At 46.7% G+C, this 13,699-nt stretch carries 16 protein-coding genes; 3 read left to right on the plus strand and 13 right to left on the minus strand.

The features are described 5' to 3' along the window. Positions 1 to 173: 173 nt before the first annotated feature. The 3 genes from trmD to rpsP all read right to left on the minus strand — a co-directional run bounded on the left by trmD (position 174) and on the right by rpsP (position 1,831). Positions 174 to 920: a tRNA (guanosine(37)-N1)-methyltransferase TrmD gene (gene trmD, locus B7X71_RS06235; protein ID WP_293600361.1), complete on the minus strand. Its 747-nt coding sequence runs from the start codon at positions 918 to 920 to the stop codon at positions 174 to 176. Between the two features lie 8 nt (positions 921 to 928). After that, complete coding sequence (gene rimM / locus B7X71_RS06240; RefSeq protein ID WP_293600362.1) at positions 929 to 1,492, minus strand: ribosome maturation factor RimM; 564 nt, start codon at positions 1,490 to 1,492, stop codon at positions 929 to 931. A 93-nt stretch (positions 1,493 to 1,585) separates the two neighbouring features. Beyond that, positions 1,586 to 1,831: a 30S ribosomal protein S16 gene (gene rpsP / locus B7X71_RS06245; RefSeq protein ID WP_011902362.1), complete on the minus strand. Its 246-nt coding sequence runs from the start codon at positions 1,829 to 1,831 to the stop codon at positions 1,586 to 1,588. Positions 1,832 to 2,084: 253 nt separating this feature from the next. Between rpsP and B7X71_RS06250 the strand changes: the two genes are divergently transcribed. Then, positions 2,085 to 2,609, plus strand: a complete 525-nt coding sequence (locus B7X71_RS06250) for an META domain-containing protein (RefSeq protein WP_293600363.1) — start codon at positions 2,085 to 2,087, stop codon at positions 2,607 to 2,609. A 50-nt stretch (positions 2,610 to 2,659) separates the two neighbouring features. Continuing rightward, the gene (locus B7X71_RS06255; protein ID WP_293600364.1) at positions 2,660 to 3,106 is read left to right on the plus strand and encodes a hypothetical protein; all 447 of its coding nucleotides are present in this window, start codon (positions 2,660 to 2,662) and stop codon (positions 3,104 to 3,106) included. Positions 3,107 to 3,159: 53 nt separating this feature from the next. Here the strand turns inward: B7X71_RS06255 and B7X71_RS06260 are convergent, their stop codons facing one another. From B7X71_RS06260 to B7X71_RS06270, 3 genes are all read right to left on the minus strand, one after another. Beyond that, positions 3,160 to 4,095 carry an electron transfer flavoprotein subunit alpha/FixB family protein gene (locus tag B7X71_RS06260; RefSeq protein WP_293600365.1) on the minus strand — a complete coding sequence of 312 codons (936 nt, stop codon included), beginning with the start codon at positions 4,093 to 4,095 and terminating at the stop codon, positions 3,160 to 3,162. Next, positions 4,096 to 4,845, minus strand: coding sequence for an electron transfer flavoprotein subunit beta/FixA family protein (locus B7X71_RS06265; RefSeq protein ID WP_293600366.1), 750 nt, complete (start codon positions 4,843 to 4,845; stop codon positions 4,096 to 4,098). A 90-nt stretch (positions 4,846 to 4,935) separates the two neighbouring features. Next, positions 4,936 to 5,856, minus strand: coding sequence for a histone deacetylase family protein (locus B7X71_RS06270; protein ID WP_293600367.1), 921 nt, complete (start codon positions 5,854 to 5,856; stop codon positions 4,936 to 4,938). An 83-nt stretch (positions 5,857 to 5,939) separates the two neighbouring features. Between B7X71_RS06270 and mltB the strand changes: the two genes are divergently transcribed. Then, positions 5,940 to 7,202 carry a lytic murein transglycosylase B gene (gene mltB / locus B7X71_RS06275; RefSeq protein WP_293600368.1) on the plus strand — a complete coding sequence of 421 codons (1,263 nt, stop codon included), beginning with the start codon at positions 5,940 to 5,942 and terminating at the stop codon, positions 7,200 to 7,202. A gap of 18 nt (positions 7,203 to 7,220) precedes the next feature. Here mltB and cysM read toward each other — a convergent pair whose 3' ends face one another. From cysM to B7X71_RS06310, 7 genes are all read right to left on the minus strand, one after another. Beyond that, complete coding sequence (gene cysM, locus B7X71_RS06280) at positions 7,221 to 8,132, minus strand: cysteine synthase CysM (protein ID WP_215375236.1); 912 nt, start codon at positions 8,130 to 8,132, stop codon at positions 7,221 to 7,223. 41 nt (positions 8,133 to 8,173) lie between these two features. Beyond that, positions 8,174 to 8,569 carry a helix-hairpin-helix domain-containing protein gene (locus B7X71_RS06285; protein ID WP_293600369.1) on the minus strand — a complete coding sequence of 132 codons (396 nt, stop codon included), beginning with the start codon at positions 8,567 to 8,569 and terminating at the stop codon, positions 8,174 to 8,176. A 97-nt stretch (positions 8,570 to 8,666) separates the two neighbouring features. After that, the gene (gene rfaD / locus B7X71_RS06290; protein ID WP_293600370.1) at positions 8,667 to 9,686 is read right to left on the minus strand and encodes an ADP-glyceromanno-heptose 6-epimerase; all 1,020 of its coding nucleotides are present in this window, start codon (positions 9,684 to 9,686) and stop codon (positions 8,667 to 8,669) included. Further along, on the minus strand, positions 9,683 to 10,612 hold the full coding sequence (gene rfaE1, locus B7X71_RS06295; RefSeq protein WP_293600371.1) for a D-glycero-beta-D-manno-heptose-7-phosphate kinase: 930 nt from the start codon (positions 10,610 to 10,612) through the stop codon (positions 9,683 to 9,685). Before rfaE1 ends, rfaD begins: the two co-directional genes overlap by 4 nt. Positions 10,613 to 10,662: 50 nt before the next feature. Then, positions 10,663 to 12,027, minus strand: coding sequence for a UDP-glucose/GDP-mannose dehydrogenase family protein (locus B7X71_RS06300; RefSeq protein WP_293600372.1), 1,365 nt, complete (start codon positions 12,025 to 12,027; stop codon positions 10,663 to 10,665). A gap of 45 nt (positions 12,028 to 12,072) precedes the next feature. Beyond that, a complete protein-coding gene (gene lapB / locus B7X71_RS06305) occupies positions 12,073 to 13,284 on the minus strand; it encodes a lipopolysaccharide assembly protein LapB (protein WP_293600373.1) in 1,212 nt (403 codons plus the stop codon). Positions 13,285 to 13,344: 60 nt separating this feature from the next. Then, a complete protein-coding gene (locus B7X71_RS06310; protein ID WP_293600374.1) occupies positions 13,345 to 13,689 on the minus strand; it encodes an integration host factor subunit beta in 345 nt (114 codons plus the stop codon). Positions 13,690 to 13,699: the final 10 nt, after the last annotated feature.

The raw sequence follows: 13,699 nt of genomic DNA on the forward strand, positions 1-13,699 counted from the left end.
CTTAAGCGAGCAATTTCTTCTTGCTCAATTTTTTCGATCAAATTCATTATTAATCCTTAAACATCTTGTCAGCGTTTAATCCCGAGACTTTCATCAACGGACCAGACAGAGGATGCAGTTAAAACCATTTCACTAAATCAAAACACAAACACTTCATTGAAAACCATAATTACTTACAGCGTTCGAAGAAATTGCTCATCTTCTTTACTTAGCAACCAATTAGCTCTTGCCGATTTAATTAAATCAGGTCTAAGCCTTAGCGTCAGCTCTAAAGACTTCTGCCGACGCCAATCCGCTATTTTAGCGTGATGTCCGCCTAAAAGCACGTCCGGAACTGATAAATTTTCATATATTTCAGGGCGGGTGTAGTGTGGATAGTCCAAAAGACCGTTAATAAAGCTATCCTGGGCAGCAGATTCGCCATCACCTAGAGCCCCTGGAATAAGGCGAATAACCGCATCCATCATGGTCATAGCCGGCAATTCTCCACCAGAAACCACAAAATCACCGATTGAAAGCTGTAAATCGACATTTCGATCAATAAAACGCTGATCAACAGCCTCATAACGACCGCAAATGAAAGTTAAATTACCGTAATCAAGGATGTCTGCCGCTATCTTCTGAGAAAAAACCTCTCCTTGAGGGGCTAGCAGGCAAATTGGGCCCGAAACGATATTTTGAGACTGATGAGCAGATTTAACAACGGATATCGTATCCTCCAATGGTTTTGCCATCATCACCATTCCGGGGCCACCGCCATAAGCCCGGTCATCAACTGTCTTGCGGGGGTCAGAACAATAATCCCGAGGATTCCAAAGATGAACGCTACTAAGACCTTGCTCACAAGCGCGTCCAGTAATGCCCCACTGCGTTAAGGCAGAGAACATTTCAGGGAATAAGGTGACTACATCAAAGCGCATATTTACAGCTACCAGTCAGCTTGCCAATCTAGAGTAATCAGCTTATTAGGCAAGTCAACATTTTGTACCGCCTCTTTTACAAAGGGTATCAACTGTTTTACTGTTTTGGTTTCTGGGTCACCGAGAACAATGATTCCATGGGCCCCGTTATCGTTAACATCAATCACCTCACCCAGACTCTCGCCCTGAAGGTTGACTGCTTTACAGCCGATCAGATCAACCCAGTAATAGCTATCGCTCTCCGCTTTTGGAAATACCTCCCGAGGAACTAAGATGCGAGCGCCTTTTAAAGCTTCGGCTTGATCGCGATCGGTAACACCATCCAAAGCAATCACTACGGTACCGCTATGCATCTTGGCTTGCTTTACCTTGTACAACTTTAGTGAGGCCTGCTCATGAGACGCAGCAACACCCGCACTCCGACGAGGAATGAGAGATAGCCAAAGTTCTTTGCTAGATAAGAGGGCTACGGGTTCGGAAGAGTGAGGACGAACCTTAATCTGACCCTGTAAGCCTTGAGCGTCTTGAACTGCACCGAGCTCAATCAAATCATCTAGGGAAGGTGTACTCATATTGAAGCCACCTCAACTCCCCAAATAACACTACAAGTAAATTCTGCTACCAAAGACTTCATCGCTAAGAGAAAGTCTTTGGATTTGAAGTCTTTAGACCGCAGGATTGTTTTTGATCAAACGAACTACTGTTGGAGAGATCTGCGCGCCAACACCAGTCCAATAGGTCAAACGATCTTGAGCAATACGCATTGCTTGCTCTGTCGCTGCTGCCTGTGGATTGAAGTAACCAATACGCTCGATAAAGTTCGAGTCGCGACGATTGCGCTTGTCTGTAGCCACGATGCTATAAAAAGGGCGCTTCTTTGAACCGCCACGTGCCAGTCGAATGACGACCATACTTATTCCTTAAAATCTAAAATGAAAACAGGTTGATTACAACCCAATGAAATTACTACAAAATCTTGGGCTCCAGCTAACTGAGCAAATTATCAAAACAAATGCACGGTATAGCGGAAAACCTCATATTCTAGACGAAAACCCCTACTTGATCCACCTATTTAAGCGGACGTCCTTTTAGCTTCAACAGTAGAATAGAATCCAGCAATTCATAAAATAATTATTAAAAACAATAACTTACAGAAATAATACGATGAAAACTGCCATTTTTAGACTCTCAAGAGGCCCTATTAAGCGCATTTTTCTCATTCTTTCCTGCCTTGGTTTCAGTTTTTTGACCGCCTGCGCCAATGTTGTTCCACCGTGCACTGCCAAAACAAGTCCTCCTAGTAGCGAGTTCCGAAATACCAAATGGGAGTTAGTTCGCTGGAATCTCCCACCAAATGCTAGAGGTGAAGTACGCGCTCGGCAAATACCTCAAGGGGACAATAGCAACCCCATCCAAATCATCTTTGATGCCAATGGCGAACGTGTGAGCGGATCTACAGGTTGCAATCGCTTTACTGCACGCATTAATGAGGATGCTAGAGGCTTCACACTAGATCAGATCGCCAGCACAAAGATGGCGTGCGCACCTCAACGCATGGAATTGGAGAACGATTTTCTCTACGAATTAAATGATTACCGCTCAATCGTGCGAAACGGCGATCAACTCCTGATGATTGGCGCTGATCGTGAAGTCCTGAGCTTTATACAAAAAAACAATGCTGCAAAATAGCTATCCTATTGGCTCCCTACTCAATTAAAAATCCATTACTGAAAATTTGAATGAAAAAATACAAACTCCTATTCTGCTCACTCGGATTATTTTTCCCTGGGACTGGCTTGAACTGTTTTTATTTGCAAGGGCTTAAATCCTTCTGGGGCTGGGTTCAGCTCTTTTCCTTTGTTGGCGGAATCGCTGGCTGGTTGATTCTCAAAGATACACAGTTTCACTCTGCGCCGGGTTGGGTGCTAATCACCTTTGGCTTCATTACCTTTGAGGCAAGCTGGCTAACTACTATCGCCTATGGCTTACGCGCTGATGAAAAGTGGGACGCAGAATTTAATCCAGGATTAGAGCCAAGTAGAGCCACCAAATCAGGCTGGCCTGTTGTGCTGACGGTGATTTTTTCTTTAGTGTTTGGTGCAGGCGTCATGATGACCTTCTTAGCAATTGCATTTGAGCAATTCTTCATCTCTCAGCTTCAAGAGGCAAGAAAGCTATCCCAATAATGCGGATAGCTTTTTATGTCTTAGGCATACCCCGTTACTAAACGGGGAAAACTCTATGAGAGTGCTTTAGTTAATTCAGGAACAGCCACATTCAAATCGGCAACTAGGCCATAATCAGCAACGCTAAAGATTGGTGCTTCTGGGTCCTTATTGATTGCTACGATGACTTTAGAGTCCTTCATACCGGCTAAGTGCTGGATTGCACCAGAAATACCTACGGCAATGTAAAGCTGTGGAGCCACAATCTTGCCAGTCTGACCGACCTGGTAATCATTGGGAACATATCCAGCATCCACTGCGGCACGTGATGCACCTAATGCAGCGCCTAACTTATCTGCTAAAGGCACAACAATCTCTTGATACTTCTCTCCAGAACCTAAACCTCGACCACCAGAGACGATAATTTTGGCAGCAGTCAATTCTGGACGATCAGATTTAGTCAATTCACGACCAACAAAAGAAGACTTACCATCGGAGTTAATTGCCGCAACTTTCTCAATAGCAGCAGAGCCACCCGTGCTTGCCACCGGATCAAAACCGGTAGTGCGAACGGTGATTACTTTAACTGGGTCACTTGATTGCACAGTCGCAATCGCATTACCTGCATAAATCGGACGCTCAAAGGTATCTGGCGAGACAACCTTAGTGATATCCGATAACTGCGCTACATCCAACTTTGCGGCAACGCGTGGCAATACATTCTTACCATTGGCTGTAGCTGGCGCAAGAATATAGCCATAGCCATTTGCAATCGCCAATATTTGAGCAGCTAAAGGCTCGGCAAGTTGATCGGCCAATGATGCTGCATCCACCTGAATCACTTTGCGCACTCCAGCAATTTGACTAGCTGCAGTAGCAGCAGCATCAGTACCGCTACCTGCGACTAATACATCCACCTCAGGAGAGCATTGCAAAGCAGCAGCAACAGCGTTGAGCGTAGCGGCTTTTATGGATTGATTATCGTGTTCAGCAATAACTAGTGCAGCCATTTAAATCACCTTCGCTTCATTTTTAAGTTTATCGACTAAGGCAGCCACATCAGCCACCATCACACCTGCAGATCGCTTGGGCGGCTCCTCTACCTTGAGAGTTTTAAGGCGCGGGCTAATGTCAACACCAAGCTCTTCAGGCTTCACAATTTCCAAGGTCTTCTTCTTTGCCTTCATGATGTTTGGCAAAGTGACATAACGTGGCTCATTCAAACGTAAGTCGGTAGTAATGACTGCAGGCAAGGTGATAGCAATAGTCTCCAGGCCGCCGTCGACCTCACGCGTCACACTCGCTTTACCATCAGCAACCACTACTTTGGAGGCAAATGTCGCCTGAGGAATATCCATTAAGCTAGCCAACATCTGACCAGTCTGATTGCTATCATCATCAATCGCCTGCTTGCCTAGGATAACGATCTGCGCCTGCTCTTTTTCAGAGAGCGCTTTGAGAATTTTTGCAACTGCCAAAGGCTGTAACTCGGCTTCGGTTTCCACCAAGATGGCACGATCAGCGCCGATTGCTAAAGCAGTACGCAAGGTTTCTTGACATTGAGTTGGGCCAGCAGAAACCACCACCACCTCGGTAGCAACGCCAGCTTCTTTCAATCGAACCGCTTCTTCGACTGCAATCTCATCAAATGGGTTCATGCTCATTTTGACGTTTGCCAAATCGACACCAGAATTATCTGACTTCACCCGAATTTTGACGTTGTAATCTACAACTCGTTTTACTGCTACTAAGATTTTCATTCTCAATTCTCAACTATTTGAAGTGACTCCAGTATTTTATCTTCCCATTGCGATCCATTACTAAAGTTGAATCACATTTTCAGACTCATTCTAGATATCGGCAAGCGCCTTAACGTGCGCCACCACACTTCGACCCAAGGCAGAAAGGTTGTAACCACCCTCCAGGCAACTGACGATGCGGCCCTGGGCGTATTGGTTTGCAACCCCCTTAAGCTGCTTAGTAATCCAGGCATAGTCATCCTCTACCAAGCCCATCTGCCCTAAATCATCCTCACGGTGAGCATCAAAGCCTGCGGAGATGATGATGAGCTCCGGCTCAAAGTCCCGTAGACGTGGCAACCACTGCTCCTCCACTATCGAGCGCACCACGTCACCACGCGTAGATGCAGGAAGCGGAACATTCACCATATTGTTTGCTCTATCTAAACCACTGTATGGGTAAAACGGATGCTGAAAGAAGCTGCACATCAGGACATTAGGGTCATTAAAAAATGCTGCTTCAGTGCCGTTGCCGTGATGCACATCAAAATCAATGATCGCCACACGTTCGATACCGTATGTCTCCATCGCATACCGCGCTGCTACAGCGACGTTATCAAAGACACAAAAGCCCATGGAGCGGGTTGGCTCTGCATGATGTCCTGGCGGACGAATGGCACAAAATACATTCTCAACCTCGCCCTTCATTACTGCATCAACACCTGCAATAGCAGCACCAGCTGCACGGAGCGCGGCGCTCCAGGTATGGGGGTTCATGATAGTGTCGCCATCAAGCATGAAGTAACCGCTGGCTGGTGAGCGCTCTTTAACAAAAGCAATATGATCTGGGCTATGAACCAACTCCAGTTGATCTTCAGTTGCCAGTGGTGCATCTAAGTGATGCAGAAAGCGATCGATGCCACTGCGGATCAATTGATCATTGATTGCCTGAATCCGCTCTGGGCACTCGGGATGATGGCTACCCATCTCATGTTTTAGAAAATCTGGATGAGTTATGTATCCTGTTGTCATTACTAGAAATCCTCAATAGCAAAACTGTAGTTTTTATAATGTAATCAAACCTGCTAAACCCTTAAAAATCCATTTTCTTACCCATGAATTTTCGCGTCTCCTACCTTGCTCCAGCGCTATCAATAGCGCTATTACTTGGTGCCTGCTCCACCACCCCTGTTCAGCAAGCTAGCCCTGCACAGACTATCGTAAACCAGTCTGAGGATGCTGCGACAGAAGCTCGCTTTAGCCAAAACCTCAACCAGTTAATTACGCAGATTGCTCAAACCCAAGGAATCCCTCAGGCGAGCCTTGAATCAGGCTTCTCAGATACTAAAACGATTCCATCCATTCGCAAATTGGTGTTACCCCCATCGGGTAGCTTTAAAAAGAATTGGGTAGCTTATCGCAAGCGCTTTATTGAGCCAGTGCGTCTGAAAGCTGGCAAAGCGTTTTGGGAGCAAAACCAGACATTCCTTAGTAAAGTTGAGCAGGAATCAGGAGTTCCGGCCGAAGTGATTGTCTCGATTATTGGGATTGAGACCATCTATGGCCGTCAAACTGGCAATTTCCGAGTAAAGGATGTACTTTCTACACTTGCTTTCAGTTACCCTGATACGCCCAATAAAGCAAGTCGGGAACAGCTTTTTAAAGACCAGCTTCAAGAACTCATCCTCATGTGCTGGACCGAGGGTGGCGGAAGCCTGCCTGCAAAGAACAGTAGCCAAGGGTTTAACTCAACGCGCTTTAATGCCTGCCTGAATCAAAATAGCTCTTACGCTGGTGCAATTGGTTTGCCACAATTCATGCCAAGCAGTATTCGCAGCTTTGCTGTAGATGGTGATGGTGATGGGCGCATTGATCTCAAACAAAGCCCTAAAGATGCCATTGCTAGCGTGGCCAATTTCATGAGAAAGCATGGCTGGCAGCCTGGCATGCCGATTTACTTCCCCGTGCAGAATGGAGCAATCAGCGAAGCGAGAGCCTTAGCAGACGGTGAGCCGAAACTCAAATACACCATTCAAGATCTCATCACAAAAGGTATCTTGACTAAAGAGCAAGGTGACCTTCAAGCGGGTGGCGTTGAACCGCAAAGCAAGGCACTCATTGTCGATCTTCCCTACCCTGATAAGGATGGAAACGATCAGGTACGTTATGTAGTTGGTTTAAATAATTTCTTAACAATTGTGCAGTACAACCGCAGTTACTTTTACGCGCAAAGTGTCGCTGAATTTGCAGAAGCTCTAGGGTATAAAAATCAAAGTACAGTTCCTACCCCAGCAACTAAAGCGAAGTTAGAAACCAAATCAGCTGAGCCGGCTAAATCTAAAGCGAAGAAACCTGCTAACAAGAAAAAACAGGCTTAATGCTGAAGTTTGAATGTCTTACGCTGGGAAAACTCCAGTAGAAAGATAACGGTCACCACGATCGCAGACGATAAATACAATCGTCGCATTCTCAACCTGGCGAGCGATTCGCAAGGCAACCACTAAAGCGCCGCCAGCTGAAATGCCGCAGAAGATACCCTCTTCAGCTGCTAGGCGGCGAGCCATCTCTTCTGCGTCTGCTTGACTCACATATTCAATGCGGTCGACCTTGTCGCCCTGATAAATCTTAGGCAGGTACTCAGGGGCCCACTTACGAATACCTGGAATCTGCGAACCTTCTTCTGGTTGAGCGCCGATAATCTGAATATTGGGATTCATGGACTTGAGATAAGTGGAGACTCCCGTAATGGTTCCAGTAGTGCCCATCGATGAGACAAAGTGTGTCACCTGGCCATCGGTATCACGCCAGATTTCTGGACCAGTGGTCTCAATATGAGCGCGTGGATTATCCGGATTTGCAAATTGATCCAATAATCTACCGCGACCCTCTTTCTGTAATTGCAATGCATAGTCACGAGCAAACTCCATGCCACCAGAGGCTGCAGTCAAAATTAACTCCGCACCATAAGCAGCCATACTTTGTCGACGTTCAATACTTTGATTTTCAGGCATCACCAAAACCATCTTATAGCCCAACATCGCAGCAGTCATTGCTAAAGCAATACCAGTGTTACCGCTAGTAGCTTCAATCAGAGTATCACCAGGCTTGATTTCGCCACGCTCTTGTGCGCGCAGGATCATCGACAGCGCAGGTCGGTCTTTGACCGACCCCGCTGGATTATTACCCTCCAACTTTCCTAGTATCAGATTATTTTTAGAATCGTTTTCAGCGCCAGGAATGCGTTGCAAACGAACCAGGGGTGTATTACCCACGGTCTGTGAAATAGTTAAGTAAGAAGGTGTGCTCATGAAACCATTTTAGCCATAAGCCAGACTAGACGTAAAAGGGTTTAATTTCGGCGACTTGGTTCCGCACGATCCGAATGATTGCGCGAACCACTTTGACCGCGTGAGCCACGTCTGCTAGCCTTGGAGCCCTCTTTACTGGTCCTACCGTGCGGCTCACGAAAAGAACTTGGCGCCTCAATGGTTAGGCCGTTATCCACCATCTTTTCGACGGACCTCATACCAATGCCGCGAACGCGCTTTTGCAAATCATTTGCATCCTGAAAATGACCCCCATCTAAGCGCTCAGCAATAATTGTTTTCGCTTTCGACGGCCCAATACCCTTAATACTTTCCAACTCAGACTGGGTTGCGGTATTAACATTGACTGGTGAGGCTGCAGCCAAAGCAGAGATAGCTACCAATACTGAAAATACCAAAGACTTTAATAATTGATTCATTTAATCTCCATTGGTTAATAAAAAATCCACCTACACAAAGTGCAAGTGGATCAGTTACAACGAATGAAGATTCAGTCGGTTGACTGTTTTTAACTACTTATAGCGGGCTCGCTAAGAAATCTGCATTAGTTGATAGCCAGGCAATATAACGACTGACACCCTGCTCTACATTCAGGAAGGGTTCAGAGTATCCAGCAGCACGCAGCTTAGTTAAATCCGCTTGTGTGAAGCACTGATACTTACCTTTGAGCGCATCCGGAAATGGGATGTACTCAATCGCCTTTTCCTTAACCAACTCTTCTAGGCTAGCAGGATTCGCATTATCGATTTTGCGCATAGCATTGGCTACTGCATGAGCAACATCGTTAAACGGTTGTGCGCGACCACTGCCAAGATTGAAGATGCCGCTGATTTCAGGGTGATCCAAGAAATATAGGTTCACTTTAACCACATCCTCTACTGAGACAAAGTCACGACTTTGCTCACCAGCCGCATAACCGCCATATTCACCAAAGAGCTTTACTTTGCCATTGGCTTTGTATTGGTGATATTGGTGAAAGGCTACCGAGGCCATGCGGCCTTTGTGTGATTCACGTGGGCCATAGACGTTGAAATAGCGAAAGCCCACAACTTGCGCTGTATTAACCTTCTCAGCAAAGCGCTTGCGCATCACTTGATCAAATAAGAACTTGGAGTAGCCATAAATATTCAATGGCTTCTCATGTTCACGGCTTTCAATAAAAACGTTCGAGCCACCATAAGTAGCTGCGGATGAAGCGTAGAGCAACTGCACTTTTTGCTCTGTACAGATATCGAGCAAATCCATGGTGTAGCGGAAATTATTCGCCATCATGAAGATGCCATCAGTCTCCATCGTATCGGAGCAAGCCCCTTCATGAAACACCGCCCTGACCTTACCAAAACGACCGCTTCTAAATGCCTCCAGAAATTCGTCTTTATCAAGATAATCAATGATGTCTAGATCTGCTAGATTGCGATACTTATCAGCGGGACGTAAATCATCGACCGCAATAATATTTTTTTCGCCGCGTGCATTGAGCGCCTGAACAATATTGGCACCAATAAATCCAGCAGCGCCAGTTACGATAATCGTCATTGCAATTCCTCTGAAGTCACGGTGGCTGTTCCTAACTTGCCAACCACAATACCACCCGCACGATTAGCTAAAGCCATCGCTCTTTCCAGCGGCCAACCCGCTGCCAATGCCACGGCGAGAGTTCCAATGACCGTATCACCTGCACCTGATACATCAAATACTTCACGTGCTTGCGCCTTTACGTGACTGACACCCGCCTCAGTAAATAAACTCATGCCCTCTTCAGAGCGAGTCAGTAATAAGGCTTCGAGGTTTAATGACTTTCTGAGGTCTTGCGCTCTCTTGGTGAGATCCTCTTCACTGGTCCATTGACCAACTACCTGACGCAGCTCACTTCGGTTTGGAGTGAGTACGGTAGCGCCGCGATATTTAGCATAGTCATCGCCCTTAGGGTCAACCAAAATCATTTTCTTCTGAGTGCGCGCCTGCTCAATCATCAAGGCTACTTGACCCAATGCACCTTTGCCATAGTCAGACAAAATCACGACATCAGCATCGCCTACAAGCTTTTCATAACGCTCTAACTTATGAGCTAGGGCTGACTCACTCGGGGCCTCCTCGAAGTCCAAACGAATAAGCTGCTGCTGTCTTGCAATAACACGTAACTTCACAGTTGTCGGCACTTTGCCATCAACCTCTAATTGACTATCAACACCACTTGATTTCAGCAATTCAGTAACGCGATGTCCTGGCTCATCATCACCAATCACACCCAAGATCGTTGTCTTAGCCCCAAGGGCTGCAACGTTACGAGCCACGTTGGCTGCACCACCTAGACGCTCATCAATCTTACCCACTTGAACAACTGGTACAGGCGCCTCAGGAGAAATGCGATTCGTATCACCAAACCAATAGCGATCCAGCATGACATCTCCCACTACCAATAAGCGGGCTTTTGAAAATTGTTCTCGGTTGGCTTTTTCCACGATGTAACTAATCTCTCTAATCTTTCGAATGGATTCTTTTGTACTTGTAATTAATTATGACGGCCAATACCTTGGTACTCAATACCTAATTCTTGCATAGCTTGTGGCTCATACAAGTTTCGGCCATCAAAGATGATGGGGTTCTTTAGTTTAGCTTTGAGAAGATCAAAATCCGGACTGCGGAAGGCTTTCCACTCGGTCACGATCACGAGGGCATCAGCATCTTGGGTGGCTGACATAGGGTCATCAACCAGAGATACTTGTTTGAGGCCTTCTGGATTGCCCTTAAAGTCTACTTCGAGGCAATGTTTGGTTTCCGGCATAGCTACGGGGTCATGAGCCACAACTTGGGCGCCACGCTTAACCAACTCTTGAATAATGACGCGGCTAGGCGCTTCACGCATATCGTCTGTATTGGGCTTAAATGCCAATCCCCACATGGCAAACTTCTTACCCGATAGATCCCTGCCAAAACGTTTTTCGATCTTTTCTACCAGGATGTATTTTTGAGCTTCATTAACCGCCTCTACAGCATCAAGTATCTTGAGATCACGACCATACTCAATCGCAGTCTTAGATAGAGCTGAAACGTCTTTTGGAAAGCAAGAGCCGCCATATCCAGTACCAGAGTACAAAAAGCCATAACCAATGCGGGAGTCTGAACCAATACCTTGGCGAACCGCTTCAATATCAGCGCCAACTAGGTCAGCCAGATTAGCCAACTCGTTCATAAAAGAGATGCGGGTAGCCAACATCGCATTGGCTGCGTATTTAGTGAGCTCAGCGCTTTTGACATCCATGTAATAGGTACGCTCATGATGGCGATTAAATGGGGCATAGAGTTTACGCATTTGCTCTTTAGCACGCAGACCTGCTGGGGTATTTTGTGTGCCGATCACGATGCGATCTGGGCGCATAAAGTCTTCTACTGCAGCACCTTCTTTGAGGAACTCGGGGTTGGAGACCACAGAACATAGTTCTGGTGAGAGACCTCTCTTTTGGAGTTCTTCGGTAATAGCGGCCCCAACCTTATCAGCAGTACCTACTGGCACAGTCGATTTATCCACGATCACCTTAGGGGTGATCATATGACGGCCAATGTTGCGAGCTGCTGCTACAACGTATTGCAGATCGGCCGAGCCATCTTCATCTGGAGGAGTGCCAACGGCAATAAATTGAATATCGCCATGCGCTACAGAAGCAGCAATATCAGTAGAGAACTGCAAGCGGCCGGCAGCGCGATTGCGCTCAATCATTTCTTTTAAACCTGGCTCATATATGGGTATGCCACCAGAATTGAGAATCTCAATCTTCTTAGGATCTACATCAACGCAAAAGACACTATTACCCTGCTCTGCTAAGCAAGCACCGGTAACAAGACCAACGTAACCGCTGCCGATGATGGTGACTTTCAAGATAGCTCCAAATGATTTGTATTAGATTAGCAAGGACAACTCGGATTACATTGAAGGGCCGCTAGGAACAGCTCCCTCGCTGCGTCTCGGGGAATAGGCCTCCCAATGGTTGCAACCCGGACATTGCCAGTAGAAACGTCTCGCTCGGAAACCGCAGTTACCGCAGGTATAACGCGCCAGACTCGTAGTTCTTTGTTTTAGCAAACTCAGGGTGGCCTGTAAATCCGATACTCGCTCTGGGGTGCCGTTACTTTCCGCTAAAGTCAAACGGGTCTCAGCCAACTTGGAGAGTGCACTCAAGCTTGGTGAATGCTGCATCGCCTCAACTAGCATCACTTCAGCAGCTTGTGCCCCACGAATTTGCGTCATATGCTTTTGCACAATGTCGAGCAACTCACCAGAAGCTTGAGTTTTTAATAGCCCACAAAGCGCGCTTAAGCCTTCATCTGCTTTATTTAACGCAGCGTGAGCCGCCATCCAGCGATCTGCAAGCAAATGCATATAGGCAGGGTGTGTTTTAGCAATCACAGCCCACACCTCGATTGCCTGGGCTGGACGATCCATAGCAATTAAATAGTCACCCTGCAAAATCAGTGCACGCGCATGATGGGGCACTGCTTGCAGAGCCAATTGAACCGATTGTTCGACCTCTGGCAAATCCTTACGACGCAATGCTTCTTGACCAATCTCACAATGAAACTGTGCAATCTCCGTGTGATGGGATTTTCCTTGCAAACCCTCAAGCTCACTAGCCGCAATGATGGCTTTTTTCCAATCCCGCTCAATCTGATACATCTCGAGCAGACTCTCTTTTGCAGGCGCCGCAAACTTGCCTTCACCTACCCGATTTAATGAGGCTTCGGCGCGGTCCAATAAGCCGGCACGTAAAAAGTCGCGGCCCAATTCATAAGCTGCATGATCTCGATCGCGCGGCTTTAAGTCATCACGATTAGCTAAATGCTGGTGAACTCGAATTGCACGCTCAGTTTCACCACGACGACGGAATAAATTACCCAAGGCAAAATGAAGTTCAATCGTTTCAGGATCGAGCTGAGCAATCTTGACCAAGGTTTCAATCGCCTGATCTGGCTGCTCATTTAATAAAAGGCTTAAGCCTTTAAAAGTTGAGCGTTGCTGACGCATACGCTCACGCTCATCCATCCGATTCTCAAGACGTAAATCCCAACGCGAAGCCAGCCAACCAATACCAAACATGACTGGTAATAACAGTAGCCAAGAGGTTGCGATCTGAATCATGCTGTGCAGAACTTAAATAAAAAAATGGTCCGAATGGACCACTGGATATGCACTATGTTACTAGGCACCAGAACCCTCTTTAGGGCTCACTTGCTTCAGAGACTTGTAGTCAACGCGCTCACGTAATTCTTTGCCAGGCTTGAAATGGGGGACCCGTTTTTCTGGGATCAATACTTTCTCACCAGATTTTGGGTTGCGACCAGCGCGCGCAGGGCGATGATGCAAAACAAAGCTACCCACACCGCGCAACTCGATGCGCTTGCCTTCGGCTAAAGCATGAGTCATGGTGTCTAGCAATGTTTTTACTGCAAGCTCCACATCACGAGGTAATAGCTGGGGAAACTGTTCCGCCAAGCTCTCCACGAGTTCGGAGCGAGTAATTGCTTGTTGCTCTTGATCTGACATGATCTATCAA

The sequence above is a fragment of the Polynucleobacter sp. 39-46-10 genome (genome assembly GCF_002282275.1).